This is a genomic window from Pseudomonas sp. PSPC2-3, from assembly GCF_049898265.1.
Classification (GTDB): Bacteria; Pseudomonadota; Gammaproteobacteria; order Pseudomonadales; family Pseudomonadaceae; genus Aquipseudomonas; species Aquipseudomonas veronii.
The window spans coordinates 23566-40185 of record NZ_JAFCXJ010000010.1 but is presented as its reverse complement, the minus strand read 5'-3'; the positions used below and the strand labels follow the sequence as shown (position 1 = coordinate 40185).

Here is a 16620-nt window from a genome sequence, read left to right as displayed (position 1 = left end):
CCCTTCGCGAGCAAGCTCGCTCCTACAGTGGATGGGGCGCTATACGAGGCCCAACCCCGTCAGCAGCAGGTCGATCAGCTTGATCCCGGCAAACGGCACCAGCACCCCGCCCAGGCCGTAGATCAGCAGGTTGCGGTTGAGCAACGCCGCCGCGCCGATCGAGCGGTAGGTCACGCCGCGCAGGGCCAGGGGAATCAGCGCGACAATGATCAGCGCGTTGAAAATCACCGCGCTGAGAATCGCCGAGTTGGGGCTGGCCAGGTGCATCACATTCAATGCGCCGAGCTGTGGATAGGTCGCGACAAACGCCGCCGGGATGATTGCAAAGTACTTCGCCACGTCATTCGCCACGCTGAAGGTGGTGAGGGCGCCGCGGGTCATCAGCATCTGTTTGCCGACCTCGACCACTTCGATCAGCTTGGTCGGGTTGCTGTCGAGGTCGACCATGTTGCCGGCCTCTTTGGCGGCCTGGGTGCCGCTGTTCATCGCCACCGCCACGTCGGCCTGGGCCAGCGCCGGCGCGTCGTTGGTGCCGTCGCCGGTCATCGCCACGAGCTTGCCCTGGGCCTGGTAGTCGCGGATCAATTGCAGCTTGTCTTCCGGGCGGGCCTCGGCGAGGAAGTCATCCACGCCGGCCTCCACCGCAATGGCGGCAGCGGTCAGGCGGTTGTCGCCGGTGATCATCACGGTCTTGATGCCCATGCGCCGCAACTCGGCGAAGCGTTCCTTGATGCCGCCCTTGACCACGTCCTTGAGTTCGACCACGCCCAGCGCCTTGGCACCGTCGCTGACCACCAGCGGCGTGCTGCCACGCCGCGCGACTTCATCGACCTTGGCCTGCAAGCTTGTCGGAAAACTGCCGCCCAACGCCTCGATATGGCTGCGAATCGCGTCCGCCGCACCTTTGCGAATCGCCCGGCCTTCGGGCAGGTCGACCCCGCTCATGCGGGTTTGCGCGGTGAAGTGGACAAAGCTGGCGCCCAACTGGTGAATGTCCCGCGCGCGAATGTCGAACTTCTGTTTGGCCAGTACCACGATGCTGCGGCCTTCCGGGGTTTCATCGGCCAGGGACGCCAGTTGCGCGGCGTCCGCCAACTCGGCCTCTTTTATCCCCGGCGCCGGCAAAAAGCTGCTGGCCTGACGGTTGCCCAGGGTGATGGTGCCGGTTTTGTCCAGCAGCAACACGTCGATGTCGCCCGCCGCTTCGACTGCCCGCCCGGAAGTGGCGATGACATTGGCCGACATCATCCGGCTCATGCCCGCCACGCCGATGGCCGAGAGCAGGCCGCCGATGGTGGTGGGGATCAGGCACACCAGCAAGGCCACCAGCACCGTGGCGCTGACCACGCTGCCGCTGCCGCTCATGACCACGGCGAAGATCGAGTAAGGGCTCAGCGTGGCGATCACCAGCAGAAACAACAGGGTCAGGCCCACCAGCAGGATGGTCAGCGCCACTTCGTTCGGGGTCTTCTGGCGCTTGGCCGATTCGACCATCGAGATCATGCGGTCCAGAAACGACTCGCCGGGGTTGACGCTGATACGCACCACCAGCCAGTCCGACAGCACACGGGTGCCGCCGGTGACCGAGGAAAAGTCGCCGCCGGCCTCGCGAATCACCGGTGCCGATTCGCCAGTGATCGCGCTTTCGTCCACCGACGCCACGCCTTCAATCACGATGCCGTCCAGCGGTACCAGGTCGCCGGCTTCGATCAGCACCACCTGATCTTTGCGCAGCAGCGTCGCTTCCGTTGGCAGCCACGCCGCGCCGTGCTTGGGCTGTTGCAGCAACTTGGCCAGGGTCTGGCGTTTCATGCCGCGCAGGCTCGCGGCCTGGGCGCGGCTGCGTCCTTCGGCCAGGGCCTCGGCGAAGTTGGCGAACAGCACAGTGAACCACAGCCACAAGGTGATGCTGAGGATAAAGCCGCTGGGCGCTTCACCCTGGCCGCCCAGGGACTGGAACCACAGCAGGGTGGTGAGGATGCTGCCCAGGTAGACCACGAACATCACCGGGTTTTTCCATTGCGCCTGGGGCTGCAGTTTCTTCAGCGCATCCCCACACGCGGTGAGGACGATGGCGCGATCAAACAGAGGTAAACGAGCATTCTTCATGAGGGAAATCTCTTACTCACTGGCCGCAATAGGGGGCTGACGCGATGGCAGGCGGGCGTCCAGCGCAAGGTTGAGTTGCAGCACATTGACCCGTGGTTCGCCGAGCAGGCCGAGGGTGCGCGCGCTGGTGTATTGGTTGACCAGTTGCAGCAGCTCGGCTTCGGGGATCTGCCGCAGGCGCGCCACCCGTGGCAGTTGCAGCCGCGCATTGGCCAGCGAGATATGCGGATCGAGGCCTGAAGCGGAAGCGGTGACTGCGTCCACCGGAACCAGGGCATCGGCGGCCAGGCCGTTGTCCTGGCGATAGGCGTGGGCGCGTGCGGCCACCTGGTCCAGCAGCTTCTGGCTGGTCGGCCCCAGGTTGCTGGCGCCGCTGGAGCCGGCGTTGTATGGCTGCGACACGCTTTTGCTCGGGTCTTGCGGGTCGGCGCCGAGGGTCATGCTCGGGCGCCCGTGAAAGTACTCCGGCCGGGTGAAGTGCTGACCGATCAGGGCCGAGCCCATGACCAGGCCGTCGCGTTCAATCAGCGAGCCGCGGGCCTGGAACGGGAACACCAGTTGGGCGGTCACGGTGGTGAGCGCCGGGTAGGCGAACCCCGTCAACAGCATGAAAAACACCGCCGAAACCAGCACCGGGCGCAACAGCCCTTTGAATATCGATTGAGTCGTCATCCACGTGTCCTCAGTTGTACGTCTGGCCGGACAGCAACTGCAGTTGCTCCACCAGCGGGCCGAGCGCGAGCGCCGGCAAAAAGGTCAGGCCACCGACCACCAGCACCACGAACACCACCAGCAACATGAACAGCGGGGTCGCGGTGGGAATGGTGCCGGCACCGGCAGGCACGGTTTTCTTCATCGCCAGGGAACCCGCCACGGCGAGCATCGGCAGCATGGTGAAGAAGCGCCCGATCAACATCGCCAGGCCGATGGTGGTGTTGAAAAACGGCGTGTTCGCGTTCAAGCCGGCGAAGGCCGAGCCGTTGTTGGCGGTGCCGGAGGTATAGGCATAGAGCACCTCGCTGAAACCGTGGGGGCCGAGGTTGTTCAGGCTGGCCAGGGTGTCGGGCCACAGGGCGGCGAGGGCGGTGAAACCGAGGATGCTGATGGGGTGCGCGAGCACCGAGAGCATCACCAGTTTCATCTCCCGTGCCTCGATTTTCTTGCCGAGGAACTCGGGGCTGCGGCCGATCATCATGCCCACCAGGAACACCGTCAGCAGGGCGTACTGGATCAGGTTGATAAAGCCCACGCCGTCGCCGCCGAACACGCAGTTGAGCATCATCTGCGCCAAGGGCACGAAACCGCCCATGGGGGTCAGCGAGTCGTGCATGGTGTTGACCGAGCCGGTGGTCGCGGCGGTGGTGGTGGCGATGAACAGGCTGCTGTCGGCGATGCCGAAGCGCAGTTCCTTGCCTTCCATGTTGCCGCCGCTTTGTTCCAGCGACAGGCTCTGGTTGGCGCCGGCCTGGGTCAGCAGCGGGTTGCCGTTTTGCTCGGCGCCGTAGACCAGGGCGAGGAAGCCGATGAACATCACCAGGAAGGTGCCGAAAAACACCCAACCCTGACGACGCTGCACCAGCATGCTGCCAAAGGTGTAGGTCAATGCCGACGGGATCAGCAACATGCTGAGGATGTGTAGGATGTTGGTCAGCGGCGTCGGGTTTTCGAACGGGTGCGCCGCGTTCATGCTGAAGAAACCGCCGCCGTTGGTGCCGATGTGCTTGATCGACTCAAAGCTGGCCACCGCGCCGACAATCAACTGCTGCTGCGCGCCTTCCAGCGTGGTGACCAGCGCCTGGGAAGCGAAGGTCTGCGGCATGCCCTGCCAGACATACACCAGCGCCATGCCCAGGCACAGCGGCAGCATTACGCGGTAGAGCGTGCGGGTGAAGTCGACCCAGAAGTTGCCGAGGTCGCCCGAGTTGGAGCGGCTCAAGCCGCGAATGAAACCGGCCGCCGCGACCACGCCGGAGGTGGCGCCGACGCACATCAGAAAGGTGATGACCGCCATCTGGCTGAAGTTCGACAGGCTCGTCTCGCCCGAGTACGCCTGCCAGTTGGTGTTGGTAATAAAGGACACCGTGGTGTTGAACGCCAGGTCCGGCGTTTGCGCGGCCAGCCCCAGCGGGTTGATCGGCATCACCGCCTGCAGGCGCAGGACCAGATAGCCCAGCAGCATCATCGCCGCGTTCGACAGCAACAGCGCCGAACCGTAACGGGCCCAGCCCATGTTTTCCTGCGGGTCGATGCCCAGCAGGCGATAGGTACAACGTTCCGGCCAGGCATGGTAAGTCCCGGTGAACACCCGGGTCAGCCATTTGCCCATCAGTACCGCGAGTCCCGTCATCAACCCCAGGACCAGCGCAAATTCCAGCAGCGTGCTTAACATGTCGTGGCTCCGTTCAAATCTTGCCCATGGCGACAATGGCCATGGCAGTCGCAACAAAAAACACCAGGGAAAGGCCAATAAACATCAGGTCGTACATGGCGAACTCCCTAGAATTTTTCTGCGCGAATAAGTGCGTAGCCCAAGTAAGCGAACAGCCCCACGGCGCATAAGCCGCTGGCGATATAAATGAACGTGAGTGTGAGCACGGTGTAACTCCCCTGAATAAATAAGCCGCAATGGCGGACGCGGGGAGGTTAATCGCTGGGGTATCAAGCCCAGGCACTGATTAGCGGCGGCGGTATTAAGACGGTATAGAGACGAAGTTATGCGAGGCGAACGAAAAAAAGGGATAGCCCGCCGCCCGGGTATCCCTTGAAAAACTGGGGTTCTGCTGATGTTGACGCGCTGTTTATTTGGCTTTCTTTTTCTTCTCGCTGCGCGTGGCGAGGTGCTCGAAGCAAAACGCGGCGGTGCCGAAGAGTGCAATCATTGAGAGGACGACCATGCCTAAAGTTGAACTTTCCACGATGACTTCCTACGGATGTTTGGGGGTAGGAAGTGACGGTAGAACGTTCGCGCTTAGTGACTCAATAGAGGCGACGTAATCGTTATGGCGAATTGGCAATCTATACGCATTCTTTACGAAAAGCAGAACGACACAACATCTGCTTATTGTAATGAGATCTAAATGTGGGAGGCAGCAAGCCCCCTCCCACACAGCCCCCAACCTTACAAGTTGCGGCTATGCCGATAGTCGCTGACGGCTTCGTACACCGCTTTACGCAACCGGTTGATCCCGCCGATGGGGCGATGCGCCTCCAGCCCGAACCACGGGTTGAACGACTGGTTGTCGCACGCCAGGTTCAGCGCCGGCGTGTCGAAATCCTGGGCGGGGATCGTCACCTTGGCCACGGTTTCATAGGGCGCATCGCTTTCCTTCCATTCGATGCTGGTGTCTTCGATCGGCATGAACTTCTGCGGGTTCTGCCGCTGGATCTGCAACACGAAACACGCCGGCACGCGGTCGGTGGACAGTTGCTGGTTCAGCGCACTGCGCAGGAAGTTCGGCAGGTCCTGGTTCTGTTTGGGCGGCACGTAATCCGGGCAGCTTTGCGGGTCGGGTGCGACGCGGAACTTGGCGTTGGCCGCGCCGAACTTGTAGGGCGAGACGGAAAAGTACGTGGTCTGGGTCGGGCTGGCTGGCGCGGGGGCCAGGGTCGCCAGGGCGATGAACAGGTGGCGTACCTGCCAACTGCGCGGGTCGAGCTTGGGAAAAAATGCCAGGACCTTCTTGCCGTCTGCTTGGGCCCCGATGTTCTGCGCGTATTCGGCCACGTCGCTGACAAAGAAGTTCGGGTGGCTGAACATCACGAAGTCCTGCTCGGCCCGCGCTTGCTGGTCGGCGAGCAGCTGTTTGCCCGGCACGTCGAGCAGCTTGATGGCCATGCCGCGTGCATCGCGGATGCTGTCGAATTGCGGGTAGGCGTTGCCGTTGGACAGTCGCATCATGGCGTGCCAGGTCTTGCCCGGTTCGGCGAATACACCTTGGCGCAACGCCGGGTCGAGGTCGGCCAGCACACTGACTTCGGCCTTCACGCAACCGTGGGCCTTGGCATGAGCGTCGCGCAGGTAGCGCGTGCCTTCGCGGTGTTGGTCAACGATACGCACTGCCGTCTGGATAATGCCTTGGGTCATTGCCGCTTCACCGGACGGGATCTGCTCATCCGGCGACACCGGACCGCTGTACTGCCAGGCGTACCAGGCGGTGGCGGCCAGCCAGCCGAGCAGGCCAAGGGCCAGCAGCCATGCCAGGGTTTTGCCGAGCACGGTGCCGAGGCGCAGCCACAGGCGCGCGAGCATGGACGGTTGCTGGTTGTGCGAGTGGATAATCATGGCAGTTGTTGCTCCAGCGGGCCGCCGAGGACTTTGAGGTATTCGAGCAGCGCCCAGCGTTCCTGGGGCAGCAGGCCGCGGCCGATGACCCCGTTGCCACGCTGGCCGGCACGGAATTCATGGCCGCTGTTGTGGTTGCCGGTGATGCGCGTATCGAACAGGAAGGCATTTTTGAACGCGTCGGTCTGAAAGCCCAGGTGGCGCGGGTCGTAGTCGAAGGTGCCTTTATAGAAGGTAGTGGCGCGCTCGTCCTGGGGCGAGAGCAACTGGTAGATCGTCGGCACCGAGCCGTTGTGCAAGAACGGCGGGGTGGCCCACACGCCGGCCAGCGGCCGTGCTTTGTAGGCGCGCAACTCGCGCACGCCGATGGGCAGGCCGTAACCGTCCAGGCGTGGGCGCTCGGCCGGGGTGACGCCGGCGGCGCGGTAGGCGTGGTCCTCAACGAAGGCGGTGACGTAGGCCAGGCCCTTGGCCACGGAGATTTTTTTCAGGTCCAGCGGTTCGGTGGGCGTGGGGTGCAACTCGACGTTCAGTTGGGCCAGCTCCGCCGGGTCCCATTTCAAGGCGCTGAGGTCATAGCGCTGGTCGGCAATGTTGTTGGCGGCGCCAGGGTCGGTGCCGATGGCGTCCACCGGGAGCATCTTCAGTTGCTGTACCGGGCGGCCATTTTGCTGGGTGACGGCCGGCACATGGCAGCCGGCGCAGTTTTCGACGAACAGTGCGCGGCCCTGGGCGGCGAGGGGCTTGTCGATGGCGCCGAACAGGTCTTCCGGCCAGGTCGGCGGCTTGAGGCGCTGCAGGGTTTCTTCGATCAGGTTCAGGTCGCGCACCCGCACGCTCGACGGGTAGCGCGCGTCGCCCTGAAGCGGTTGGCCGGCGTTGTCGAAGAAGCCCAGGGTGGCTCCCACGCCGAGGGCTTCGCCGATATTGCGCGCCATCGGTTGTTGCGCTGAACCGTTCCACTGCACCCAGTCGAACGTCCAGATATCCCACAGCTGCGGGTAGTCCACAGGCGCGTTGGCAACGCGGTAATTGTCCGGCGAAATCGCGTCGCCGAAGCTGGCGTTGGCGATGCGGCCGAAGGCATCGGTGCGCCCCGGGCCTTCTTCGGTGGGGTAGAGGCCGCGATGGGTGTCGTTCCAGGCGACTTTGAGGAACTGGTTCAGCGACTGTTTGAAGTCCTGGCGCAGCAGTTGTTCATTGTGAGTGTCGTAATCGTGGCCGAGCACCTTGCGGGCGAAGCGCTCGAATTTCCAGGGGTTGTAATACGTCGCGGCGAGGCTGGCCACCAGGGCCTGGCCGAAACTGCCGCCGCGCAAGGTCGGCACGCTGGACGGCAGCACGTGCTGGGCCGAACCGCCGTCGATGCGCAGGGCCTGGCCGTTGAAATGCAGTTCGCCGGTGTGGCAGGCGGCGCAGGTGATGTCCAGGTATTCGGTATTGTTGCCGGCATTCTTGTGTCGAGCGAAGCCGACCGGCAGGTTGCCGGGGTTTTGTGTGCTGGGCACTTGCTTGGGGTCGACCAGGAAGCCGAAGCGTGCCAGGTACTCCGGGGCGGCGAAGCGCTGTTCGGAAAACGGCAGTTCCAGCGCGGTGAACCAGTCGTAATGCAGGCCTTTTACCTGGGTGCCCTGGGGCGTGAAGTAATAGGTCTGGCGGTCGGCGGCACTCCATTGGTCCTGGTAGCGTACCTGTTCCACGGGCACGTAGCCCGGCAGCCTGGGGTTGACGGTGTAATAGAGCACCACCGCCAGGATCAGGCCCAGCAGGGCGAGAATCAGCAATAAAACACGGGAAAAAATGCGCAAGATAACTATCCTTGTCGAGTGATTGCGTTGTTATGCCACTACGCCACAGGTGCGGCAAGTGGCCATGGTCCTGCTGACAGGCAGTCCCGCGATCCGTCGCGGGCGCCCATCATGAATGAAAATGCGTTTAAACACGTGAACTTATCAGAAGTTTCCTGCTCAGATGCCGGTAGCCATTGGTCGTGGCCGCCTGATAAGCTCGCGACTTTATTCGATTGCCCTTTTGGCGCATGAACAAGGAAATAGCATGAAACAGCATCGGTTGGCGGCGGCGGTGGCCCTGGTTAGCCTGGTACTTGCGGGTTGTGATTCGCAGACCAGCGTAGAGCTGAAAACCCCGGCGCAGAAAGCTTCCTACGGTATCGGCCTGAACATGGGCAAAAGCCTTGCCCAAGAAGGCATGGATGACCTGGATTCCAAAGCGGTAGCCCAGGGCATTGAAGATGCCGTCGGCAAGAAAGAGCAGAAGCTGAAAGACGACGAACTGGTTGAAGCGTTTGCCGCACTGCAAAAGCGTGCTGAAGAACGCATGGCCAAAATGAGCGAAGAGTCGGCAGCCGCCGGCAAGAAATTCCTCGAAGACAACGCCAAGAAAGACGGTGTAGTCACCACGGCTTCCGGCCTGCAGTACAAGATCACCAAGAAAGCCGACGGCCCTCAGCCTAAGCCGACCGACGTAGTGACTGTTCACTACACCGGCAAGCTCACCAACGGCACCACCTTTGACAGCTCCGTGGATCGCGGCAGCCCGATTGACCTGCCGGTCAGCGGCGTGATTCCGGGTTGGGTCGAAGGCCTGCAACTGATGCACGTCGGCGAGAAGGTCGAGTTGTACATCCCGTCCGACCTGGCTTACGGTGCCCAGAGCCCGAGCCCGGCGATTCCGGCCAACTCCGTGCTGGTATTCGACCTGGAACTGCTGGGTATCAAGGACCCGGCCAAGGCTGAAGCTCCTGACGCACCAGCCGCCAAGAAGTAATCGGCGCCTGAACACCCAACGCCCCGTCTCGACGGGGCGTTGTTGTTTTTGCCGCACGCTTGCACACTCAAGCCTGTGCAAACCCAAACGAACGTCCGCAAGGTGCGGCAGTCTGATCAAGACTCGAGTGCAGGTAGCCGGACGCAAGCGCCAAGTCAATGAATTCTTGGGTTTTTTTGATGTGCGCAAAAAACGCCCGATCTGACTGAAGGCCTTGTAAACCGTGGCTCTCAGCGGTGAAAACCGGCTCTGTTCACAAGGTTATCCACAATTTGTGTGGATAACCTTCTCTGTCCCATGGAACTGGAGTGCCGAATGAAACCACCCTTCAATTTCGCCCGTTTTCTGCCCATGGCCGCGCGCTTGCTGGGGCGTGGACGCTTGCCGACGCTGTTGTTCGCCGTGGCGGCCAAGGGCGCAAGCCAGGGCAACCGCCTCGGTAAGCTCAAGGATGACCTCAAGTTGCTCCAGGCCCTGTGCCTGGCCTACTGGCGGGGCGAGTACCGCGCGATCAGCCCGAAGGCGCTGGTGTCGGTCGTCGCAGGACTGATGTATTTCCTCAGTCCGATCGATGCGATACCGGACTTTATTCCCATGTTCGGCATGCTCGACGACATCGCCGTGCTGGCCTGGGTCATGAAGAGCCTGAGCGCCGAACTGAGCGCCTTTCGCGCCTGGCGTGAGGCGCAGCGTCCGGAAAAGCTCGCCGTGGTTGAGCGCCTGCCTGCGACGCCCGCGCTGCTGGCCCAGGAAAACCGGCAAAAAACCCCATGATACGGCGATCCCCCTGCGACCTTTGTGGCTGTTAGGATTACACTCCTTAGGAAAGCGCTTAAGGAAAGTGCTTACTTAGTAAGTGTTGTTATCCTACGGGGCTGTCATGGATATTCAGATAATTTCACGGGATGGCGAACCCGAATATGCGGTGTTGCCATGGGATCAGTACCAGGCGCTGCTAAAAGCCGCCGGTCAGCAGCAACCCGCACCAGCACCTTCTTCTACTGCCCACGCCGCGCCAGCCCAGGACCTGCACCCGCTTGCAGACCTGCGCGGCTTGCGCGAAGCCAAGGGCCTGGCTATTGAAGCCCTGGCCCGTACCGTGGGGATCAGCCCCTCGTACCTCGGATTGATCGAAAGTGGTGAACGCCAGCCGGATGCCGCGATCCGCCGCAGTCTGGCCTGGGAATTGGGCGTGGCAGGTTGGAGGGATGAATCTTGAGCCTACGTATCAGCCGTCAACACTGGGATGGGTTACTCCACGAACTGGACCAGGCGCGCCGCCAGCGCCACTTGCTGACTTACCGTGCGCTGCTGGAGCGCCTGCAATTTCCCACGCCGGCGATGCAGACCCTCACCGCCGCCCTGGAACATCTGGCGGCGCTGGACGCCAAGGCCGAGCAGCCGTTGCGCAGTTCCCTGGTGATCAGCCAGGGTGCCAGCCGCCTGCCGCGTACCGGTTTTTTTGAATGCGTGGAGCGCCTGGGGCGTTTTTGCGGGCCTTCCGATGGCGTGGCCGCCGCGTCCTGGCACGCTTCGGAGGTGGTGCGCGTGTTCGAATACGAGTACCCGGAATCCGCCGAGGCTTAAACCGGCAGGGGCAGCATGTCCAGGCTGTCGATCACGTGGATGCTGTAACCGGCGATGTCCTTGGCATGGTGTTTAGCCTGGGACGCCAGCTCCGCCAACTGGCTGGCATCGAGTTGTCCACAGGCCTGTGGATACAAATGCACCACGCCGATGGACAGCGACAACAGAGCATATTCCTGGCGCACACCCTGGCGGTTCAAGGCCACAAAGCAGCCGGCGTCCAGATGTTCTGCGCGATAGAAGCGTCGGCATTGGGTGTGGAAATCATCCAGCAGTTGATTGAGCCGTTTGCGCCAATCCTGCGGCCCGAGCACCAGCAAGAAGTCATCGCCGCCGATATGCCCGACAAAGTCGCGGCTGGGGTCGACCCTGTCATTCAGGCATTGCGCCAGGCACAGCAGCACTTCATCGCCACGCCCGTAGCCATAGATGTCATTGAACGGCTTGAAGCTGTCGATATCCACGTAGCAAATCACCGACTCGCGTTGCTGCTGCAACAGTCGCGTCAGGCACTGCTGGATCGGCACGTTGCCCGGTAGCAGGGTCAACGGGTTGGCGTAGCGCGCCTGCTGGATCTTCAGCTCGGTGATCAGCTTGAGCACATCGATCACCCGGCCCAGGCCGAGGTAGTCGCCGTTCAGCGTGATGATGAAGTCTTCCTCGATGCGTTGGCGGGCGCGGCTGGTCAGCAGCCGGCTGACCTGTTGCAGGGACTGGCTCAACTCCACCGCGAGAAAATCATCGCTCATCAGGCGGCTGATCGGCTTGCGCGCGAACAGGTCGGTGGCGAACGGTTTGAGCAGGGCGTCGGACAACGAATGGCGATGCACAATCCCGACCGGCCGGTCGCGCCCATCCAGCACCGCCAGGGAGTTGAGGTTGGCCTGGCGGCGGAAGGACTCCAGCACCTGGGCGGTGGCGGTGTCCTGATTCACTGCCGGCTGCTCGTTGAGCAGGGCGCTGAGGTCACTGCCTTCTTCGCTGAGGGCAATGTTGGCGTTATCGGGTTTGGGTAGCATCAGGCGCGCTTCCTGCGGCGGGTGTTCTTGGGGACGACAGAGCAAATAACCCTGGACCAGGTCGACCCCCATCTCGGTCAGCACCGCCAGCTCTTCCGGCAGCTCGATGCCTTCGGCAATCACCTGGGCGCGCGACGCCCGGGCGATCTGCAGGATAGAACCGACAAATTCGCGCTTGAGCGCGTCCTGGTGGATGCCGTCGATAAAGTGCCGATCGATCTTCACGTAATCCGGACGCAGTTCCGACCACAAGCGCAGGCTGGAATACCCTGCGCCCAAGTCGTCGAGTGCGATGGCGAAACCCATGTCGCGGTAGTGATGCAGGGCGGTTTGCAGCAGGTCGAAATCGTCGGTGGGCGACTGCTCGGTGAGTTCGATCACCACTTGGCTGGGGGGGATGCCGAAGTCCCGCAGCAGTTGCAGGGTGCGGCCCGGTTGGTGCGCGGTTTCCATCAGGGATTCCGGCGAGATATTGAGAAACAGCTTGCCCGGCAACTTCTGCTCGCTGAAGCGTCGGCATGCGCTTTCGCGGCAGGCTATTTCCAGTTCGCTGAGGCGCCCGGCATGGCCGGCCACGGCAAACAGGGCGACCGGGGAGTGCAGCGGGCTGTTGGACGGGCCACGGCTGAGGGCTTCGTAGCCGAGGATACGCCGCTCGGACAGACAGATGATCGGTTGGAACAGGCTGTGCAAACTGCCTTGAGCCAGGATAGAGCCCAATGCATTCAGCTGTTCGGTCATGGTCATGGCGATCTCGATCGAAAAAAAAGGACCGCAGGCGGTGAGCCGACGGTCCTTTATTTCACGACAGAATGATGTCTATATGATGACACTCTGCAGCGCGATCACATTAAATAGCCATCATTTACTGCTTGGCCACCTGTTTGGTCACTTTCAGGTAGTCCAGCAGAATCCGGCCTGTCTCGGCCAGGTAGGCGTCGTCTTCCGGCTTGGTTTTATCCGCCTCGGCCGGCAGCGCGTCTTCATCTTCTTTCTTCAGTTCCTTGAGTGGGTCTTCGCCCTTGGCCTTGCGGCGGACGTTTTCCAGCACCAGTTGCTGATTCTCGATGTCGGCGTGCTGCTTGCGACGATCCACTTCATTGAGGCTGACGGATTTTTCTTCCATCAGCTTCTTGGCCAGGGCCAGCTTGTCGCGGATGAACACGAACTCGGCATCCTTGGCGGAGCGGGTGTCGTGGTCAGCCTTCAACTGCGCCAGGAATGGCTTGAACGGGTCCGACGCGGGCTTGATCGCAGGACGGATGGTGTCCCACGGCATGGCCTCGGGCAGGGCGCTCTCGCCGATTTCCTTGGTGTCGATGATCGACGGGAAGTCGATGTCCGGCAGCACGCCCTGATGCTGGGTGCTCTGCCCGGAAACCCGGTAGAACTTGGCCAGGGTCAGTTTCAGCTCGCCATGGTTCAGCGGCTGGATGGTCTGCACGGTGCCTTTGCCGAAGGTCTGGCCGCCGATGATCAAGGCGCGGTGATAGTCCTGCATGGCGCCGGCGAAAATCTCCGAGGCCGAGGCCGACAGGCGGTTGACCAGCAACGCCATCGGGCCTTTGTAGAAGGCGCCCGGGTTCTCGTCTTCGAGCACGTCGACACGGCCGTCAGCGTTGCGCACCAACACGGTCGGACCCTTGTCGATAAACAGGCTGGTCAGCTCGGTGGCTTCCTGCAGGGAGCCGCCGCCGTTGTTGCGCAGGTCGATGACCACGCCGTCGACTTTTTCTTTCTGCAGCTCGGTCAGGATCTTCTTAACGTCGCGCGTGGTGCTCTTGTAGTCCGGATCGCCGGCCCGGAAGGCCTTGAAGTCCAGGTAGAAGGCCGGGATTTCAATTACGCCCAGCTTGTAGTCCTTGCCATCCTGCTTGAGGTTGAGGACTTTTTTCTGCACGGCCTGGTCTTCGAGCTTCACCGCTTCACGGGTGATGGACACGATCTTGCTGGTCTGGTCGTTCGGCGCATTGGTGTGCGGAATCACTTCCAGGCGCACCACGCTGCCTTTCGGCCCACGGATCAGCTTGACCACTTCGTCCAGGCGCCAGCCGACCACATCGACCATCTCTTTGTCGGCCTGGGCCACGCCGATGATCTTGTCGGCAGGGGCGACCTGCTTGGTCTTGTCTGCCGGACCGGCCGGTACCAGACGCACGATTTTCACCTGGTCATTGTCGCTTTGCAGGACGGCACCGATGCCTTCCAGCGACAGACTCATGTTGATATCGAAATTTTCCGCGTTATCCGGCGACAGATAATTGGTGTGCGGATCGTAGGACATCGCGAAGGTGTTGATGTAGGCCTGGAAGATATCTTCGGCACGGGTCTGGTCCAGACGTGCCAGCTGATTCTTGTAGCGCTTGGTCAACAGCTCTTGAATGGCCTTCGGCTCTTTGCCGGCGATCTTCAGGCGCAGCACTTCGTCCTTGACGCGTTTGCGCCACAGGTCATCCAGGGCGGCGGTGCTGGTCAGCCAAGGGGCGTCCTTGCGATCCACCAGAAGGCTTTCCTTCTCGGTGAAGTCGAACTTGTCGATGCCTTTGTCCAATTCACCCAGGGCGAAGTCCAGACGCGCTTTGACGCGGTCCAGGTAACGCTTGTAGATGGTGAACCCGGGCTGCAGGTCGCCGCTCTTGAGGAAGTCGTCGAACTGGGTCTTCCACTTGTCGAACTCAGCGATGTCGCTGGCCAGGAAGTAGCTGCGCGACGGGTCCAGCAGCTTGAGGTAGCTGTCATAGATGATCACCGAGCGAGCGTCGTCCAGCGGCGGCTTGCTGTAGTGATGACGCTTGAGCAACTCGACGACGTTAAGGCTGGCAATCACCTCATCGCGATCAGGCTGAAGATTGTCCCAGCTGTTGGCTGCGAACGTATTGGTCGACATCGACGACAAGCCGAGACCAATGAAAAGAGCTAGGGCGGTGCTGGGGAACAAATGCTTCATGCTGATTCGACGCGGGGGCAATTGATAACGCATATTAGGCCGTCTTTGAAGTCGCCGGTTCCATTTGGGCCGGTCGCATAATGCAAAAAGCCCGGCGATACAGCTACGGGCTCAGTCCAGACTCACTATGGAGGCACTGTGAAAGCATTGCAAGGCGTTGAAGGTCATGTGGAGTGGTTGGAAGAGCCAAGTCCTACATGCGATGTAGGTCAGGTTCGCATTCGGGTGGCGGCTGCGGGCCTCAATCGTGCCGATTTATTGCAGCGTGCGGGGCTGTATCCGCCGCCGCCGGGCGTCAGCAAGGTGTTGGGCCTGGAGTGTTCCGGGGTGATCAGCGAGGTCGGCGCGGGTTCGTCCTGGCAGGTCGGCGACCGCGTCTGCGCGCTGCTGGCCGGCGGCGGCATGGCCGAGGAAGTGGTGGTGGACGCCCGTCACGTGCTGCCGGTGCCGGAAGGCCTGTCGTTGATCGAAGCGGCGGCATTGCCCGAGGTGTATAGCACCGCGTGGTTGAACCTGTTCCAGCTGGCGGGCGTCAAGCCCGGCGAGAAGGTGTTGCTGCATGCCGGCGCCAGTGGCGTGGGTTCGGCGGCGATCCAGCTGTGCAAGGCGTTCGGCAGCCCGTGCTGGGTCAGTGTCGGCTCGGCGGATCGGTTGGCCTACTGTGAAGCCCTCGGCGCCCAGGGCGGCGTGGTCCGCACGGACGGTATCGAAGGGCTGCGGGATTTCGGGCCGTTTGACGTCATCCTCGACCCGGTCGGCGCCAGCTACGCGGCGCTGGACCTCAAGTTGCTGGCCCTGGACGGTCGTTGGGTGCTGATCGGCCTGATGGGCGGGCGCGAGGCGCAACTGGACCTGGCGCAGGTGCTGGGCAAGCGAGTGCAACTGCTGGGCTCGACCCTGCGCAGCCGTGACGATCAGTTCAAGGCCGACCTGTTCAGTGACCTGAGCCAGCATGTCTGGCCGTTGTTTGCCGAAGGCCGCTTGAGCCCGCAACTGGCCAAGACCTTCCCGATCAACGATGCCGAGGCGGCGTTTGCTGAGCTGGCGACCAACCAGATTTCCGGCAAGTTGGTGTTGGTGATCGACGACAGCCTGACCTGACCCCGAATTGGAATGTGGTCAATGTGGGAGGGGGCTTGCCCCCGATGGCGGTGTATCAGATGAAATATTCTTCACTGACACACCGCCATCGGGGGCAAGCCCCCTCCCACATTTGGATCTTGGTCGAATCAGGCCCAGCGGTGGACCGGCCAGCCGGCTTTTTCGGCGTGCTCGCGCAATACCGGGTCGGGGTTCACCACCTGCGGGTTATCCACCTTCAGCAGCAGCGGCAGATCATTGCGCGAATCCGAATAGAAGTACGCGCCTTCCAGGGTTTCTCCTTCCTGCTCCAGCCATTCGAGCAAACGGGTGATCTTGCCTTCGCGGTAGGTCAGGACGCCGACGGTACGGCCGCTGTACACGCCGTGGCTGACATCCAGCTCGATCCCCAACACTTCATCGATGCCGATACGCGCCGCAATCGGCGTGACCAGGTGGGTGCCCGACGCGGAAATCACCAGCACCCGGTCGCCGTTCGCGCGGTGGCGGGCGATGGTGCGGGTGGCGTCGCTGTAGATCAGCGGTTCGATCACGTCCTCGACCCAGGGCTCCACCAGGTGCTCGATCTCCTCCGGCGTGCGGCCGATCATCGGCTCCAGGCTGAAGTCCATGAACTCTTCCATGGCCAGCTTGCCCTGGCTGTAGGCGTCCATCAGTTCGTTGTTCTTGCGCATGAACGACTCGGGGTCGACCCAGGCCAGGCGGCCCATCTGCTCGCTCCACAGGGTGGCGCAGTCGCCGTGGATCAGGGTGTCGTCCAAATCAAAAATTACCAATGCCATCCGTCA

General features: G+C 62.0%; 14 protein-coding genes. 5 read left to right on the top strand and 9 right to left on the bottom strand.

Features of this window, described 5'->3' with window-relative positions; translation table 11 throughout:
• Positions 1-39: 39 nt before the first annotated feature.
• From kdpB to ACP7E3_RS22655, 6 genes are all read right to left on the bottom strand, one after another.
• A complete protein-coding gene (gene kdpB / locus ACP7E3_RS22680; RefSeq protein ID WP_108524447.1) occupies positions 40-2109 on the bottom strand; it encodes a potassium-transporting ATPase subunit KdpB in 2070 nt (689 codons plus the stop codon).
• 12 nt (positions 2110-2121) lie between these two features.
• Positions 2122-2781, bottom strand: a complete 660-nt coding sequence (gene kdpC, locus ACP7E3_RS22675) for a K(+)-transporting ATPase subunit C (RefSeq protein ID WP_126589465.1) — start codon at positions 2779-2781, stop codon at positions 2122-2124.
• Positions 2782-2791: 10 nt separating this feature from the next.
• The gene (gene kdpA / locus ACP7E3_RS22670) at positions 2792-4498 is read right to left on the bottom strand and encodes a potassium-transporting ATPase subunit KdpA (protein ID WP_169864053.1); all 1707 of its coding nucleotides are present in this window, start codon (positions 4496-4498) and stop codon (positions 2792-2794) included.
• Between the two features lie 107 nt (positions 4499-4605).
• Positions 4606-4704 carry a K(+)-transporting ATPase subunit F gene (gene kdpF / locus ACP7E3_RS22665; RefSeq protein WP_074851717.1) on the bottom strand — a complete coding sequence of 33 codons (99 nt, stop codon included), beginning with the start codon at positions 4702-4704 and terminating at the stop codon, positions 4606-4608.
• 523 nt (positions 4705-5227) lie between these two features.
• Positions 5228-6358: a catalase family protein gene (locus ACP7E3_RS22660; RefSeq protein ID WP_407691837.1), complete on the bottom strand. Its 1131-nt coding sequence runs from the start codon at positions 6356-6358 to the stop codon at positions 5228-5230.
• A gap of 29 nt (positions 6359-6387) precedes the next feature.
• The gene (locus ACP7E3_RS22655) at positions 6388-8199 is read right to left on the bottom strand and encodes a di-heme-cytochrome C peroxidase (RefSeq protein ID WP_426124447.1); all 1812 of its coding nucleotides are present in this window, start codon (positions 8197-8199) and stop codon (positions 6388-6390) included.
• Between the two features lie 247 nt (positions 8200-8446).
• Here ACP7E3_RS22655 and ACP7E3_RS22650 point away from each other — a divergent pair, with 247 nt between their 5' ends.
• The 4 genes from ACP7E3_RS22650 to ACP7E3_RS22635 all read left to right on the top strand — a co-directional run bounded on the left by ACP7E3_RS22650 (position 8447) and on the right by ACP7E3_RS22635 (position 10765).
• Positions 8447-9178: an FKBP-type peptidyl-prolyl cis-trans isomerase gene (locus ACP7E3_RS22650; protein WP_017846882.1), complete on the top strand. Its 732-nt coding sequence runs from the start codon at positions 8447-8449 to the stop codon at positions 9176-9178.
• Between the two features lie 315 nt (positions 9179-9493).
• Positions 9494-9952, top strand: coding sequence for a YkvA family protein (locus ACP7E3_RS22645; protein ID WP_017846883.1), 459 nt, complete (start codon positions 9494-9496; stop codon positions 9950-9952).
• A gap of 106 nt (positions 9953-10058) precedes the next feature.
• Positions 10059-10397, top strand: a complete 339-nt coding sequence (locus tag ACP7E3_RS22640; RefSeq protein ID WP_046385332.1) for a helix-turn-helix domain-containing protein — start codon at positions 10059-10061, stop codon at positions 10395-10397.
• Complete coding sequence (locus ACP7E3_RS22635) at positions 10394-10765, top strand: hypothetical protein (protein WP_017846885.1); 372 nt, start codon at positions 10394-10396, stop codon at positions 10763-10765. Before ACP7E3_RS22640 ends, ACP7E3_RS22635 begins: the two co-directional genes overlap by 4 nt.
• Here ACP7E3_RS22635 and ACP7E3_RS22630 read toward each other — a convergent pair.
• Together ACP7E3_RS22630 and ACP7E3_RS22625 are read right to left on the bottom strand one after the other, a co-directional pair.
• Positions 10762-12531, bottom strand: coding sequence for a bifunctional diguanylate cyclase/phosphodiesterase (locus ACP7E3_RS22630; protein ID WP_057005839.1), 1770 nt, complete (start codon positions 12529-12531; stop codon positions 10762-10764). The genes ACP7E3_RS22635 and ACP7E3_RS22630 overlap by 4 nt on opposite strands.
• 118 nt (positions 12532-12649) lie before the next feature.
• Positions 12650-14731 carry a carboxy terminal-processing peptidase gene (locus tag ACP7E3_RS22625; protein WP_169850794.1) on the bottom strand — a complete coding sequence of 694 codons (2082 nt, stop codon included), beginning with the start codon at positions 14729-14731 and terminating at the stop codon, positions 12650-12652.
• Between the two features lie 138 nt (positions 14732-14869).
• Here ACP7E3_RS22625 and ACP7E3_RS22620 point away from each other — a divergent pair, with 138 nt between their 5' ends.
• Positions 14870-15832 carry a zinc-binding dehydrogenase gene (locus tag ACP7E3_RS22620; protein WP_026140008.1) on the top strand — a complete coding sequence of 321 codons (963 nt, stop codon included), beginning with the start codon at positions 14870-14872 and terminating at the stop codon, positions 15830-15832.
• Between the two features lie 128 nt (positions 15833-15960).
• On the opposite strand, the gene ACP7E3_RS22615 is transcribed toward ACP7E3_RS22620, so the two are convergent.
• Complete coding sequence (locus ACP7E3_RS22615) at positions 15961-16614, bottom strand: HAD family hydrolase (protein WP_017846889.1); 654 nt, start codon at positions 16612-16614, stop codon at positions 15961-15963.
• Between the last annotated feature and the right edge of the window lie 6 nt (positions 16615-16620).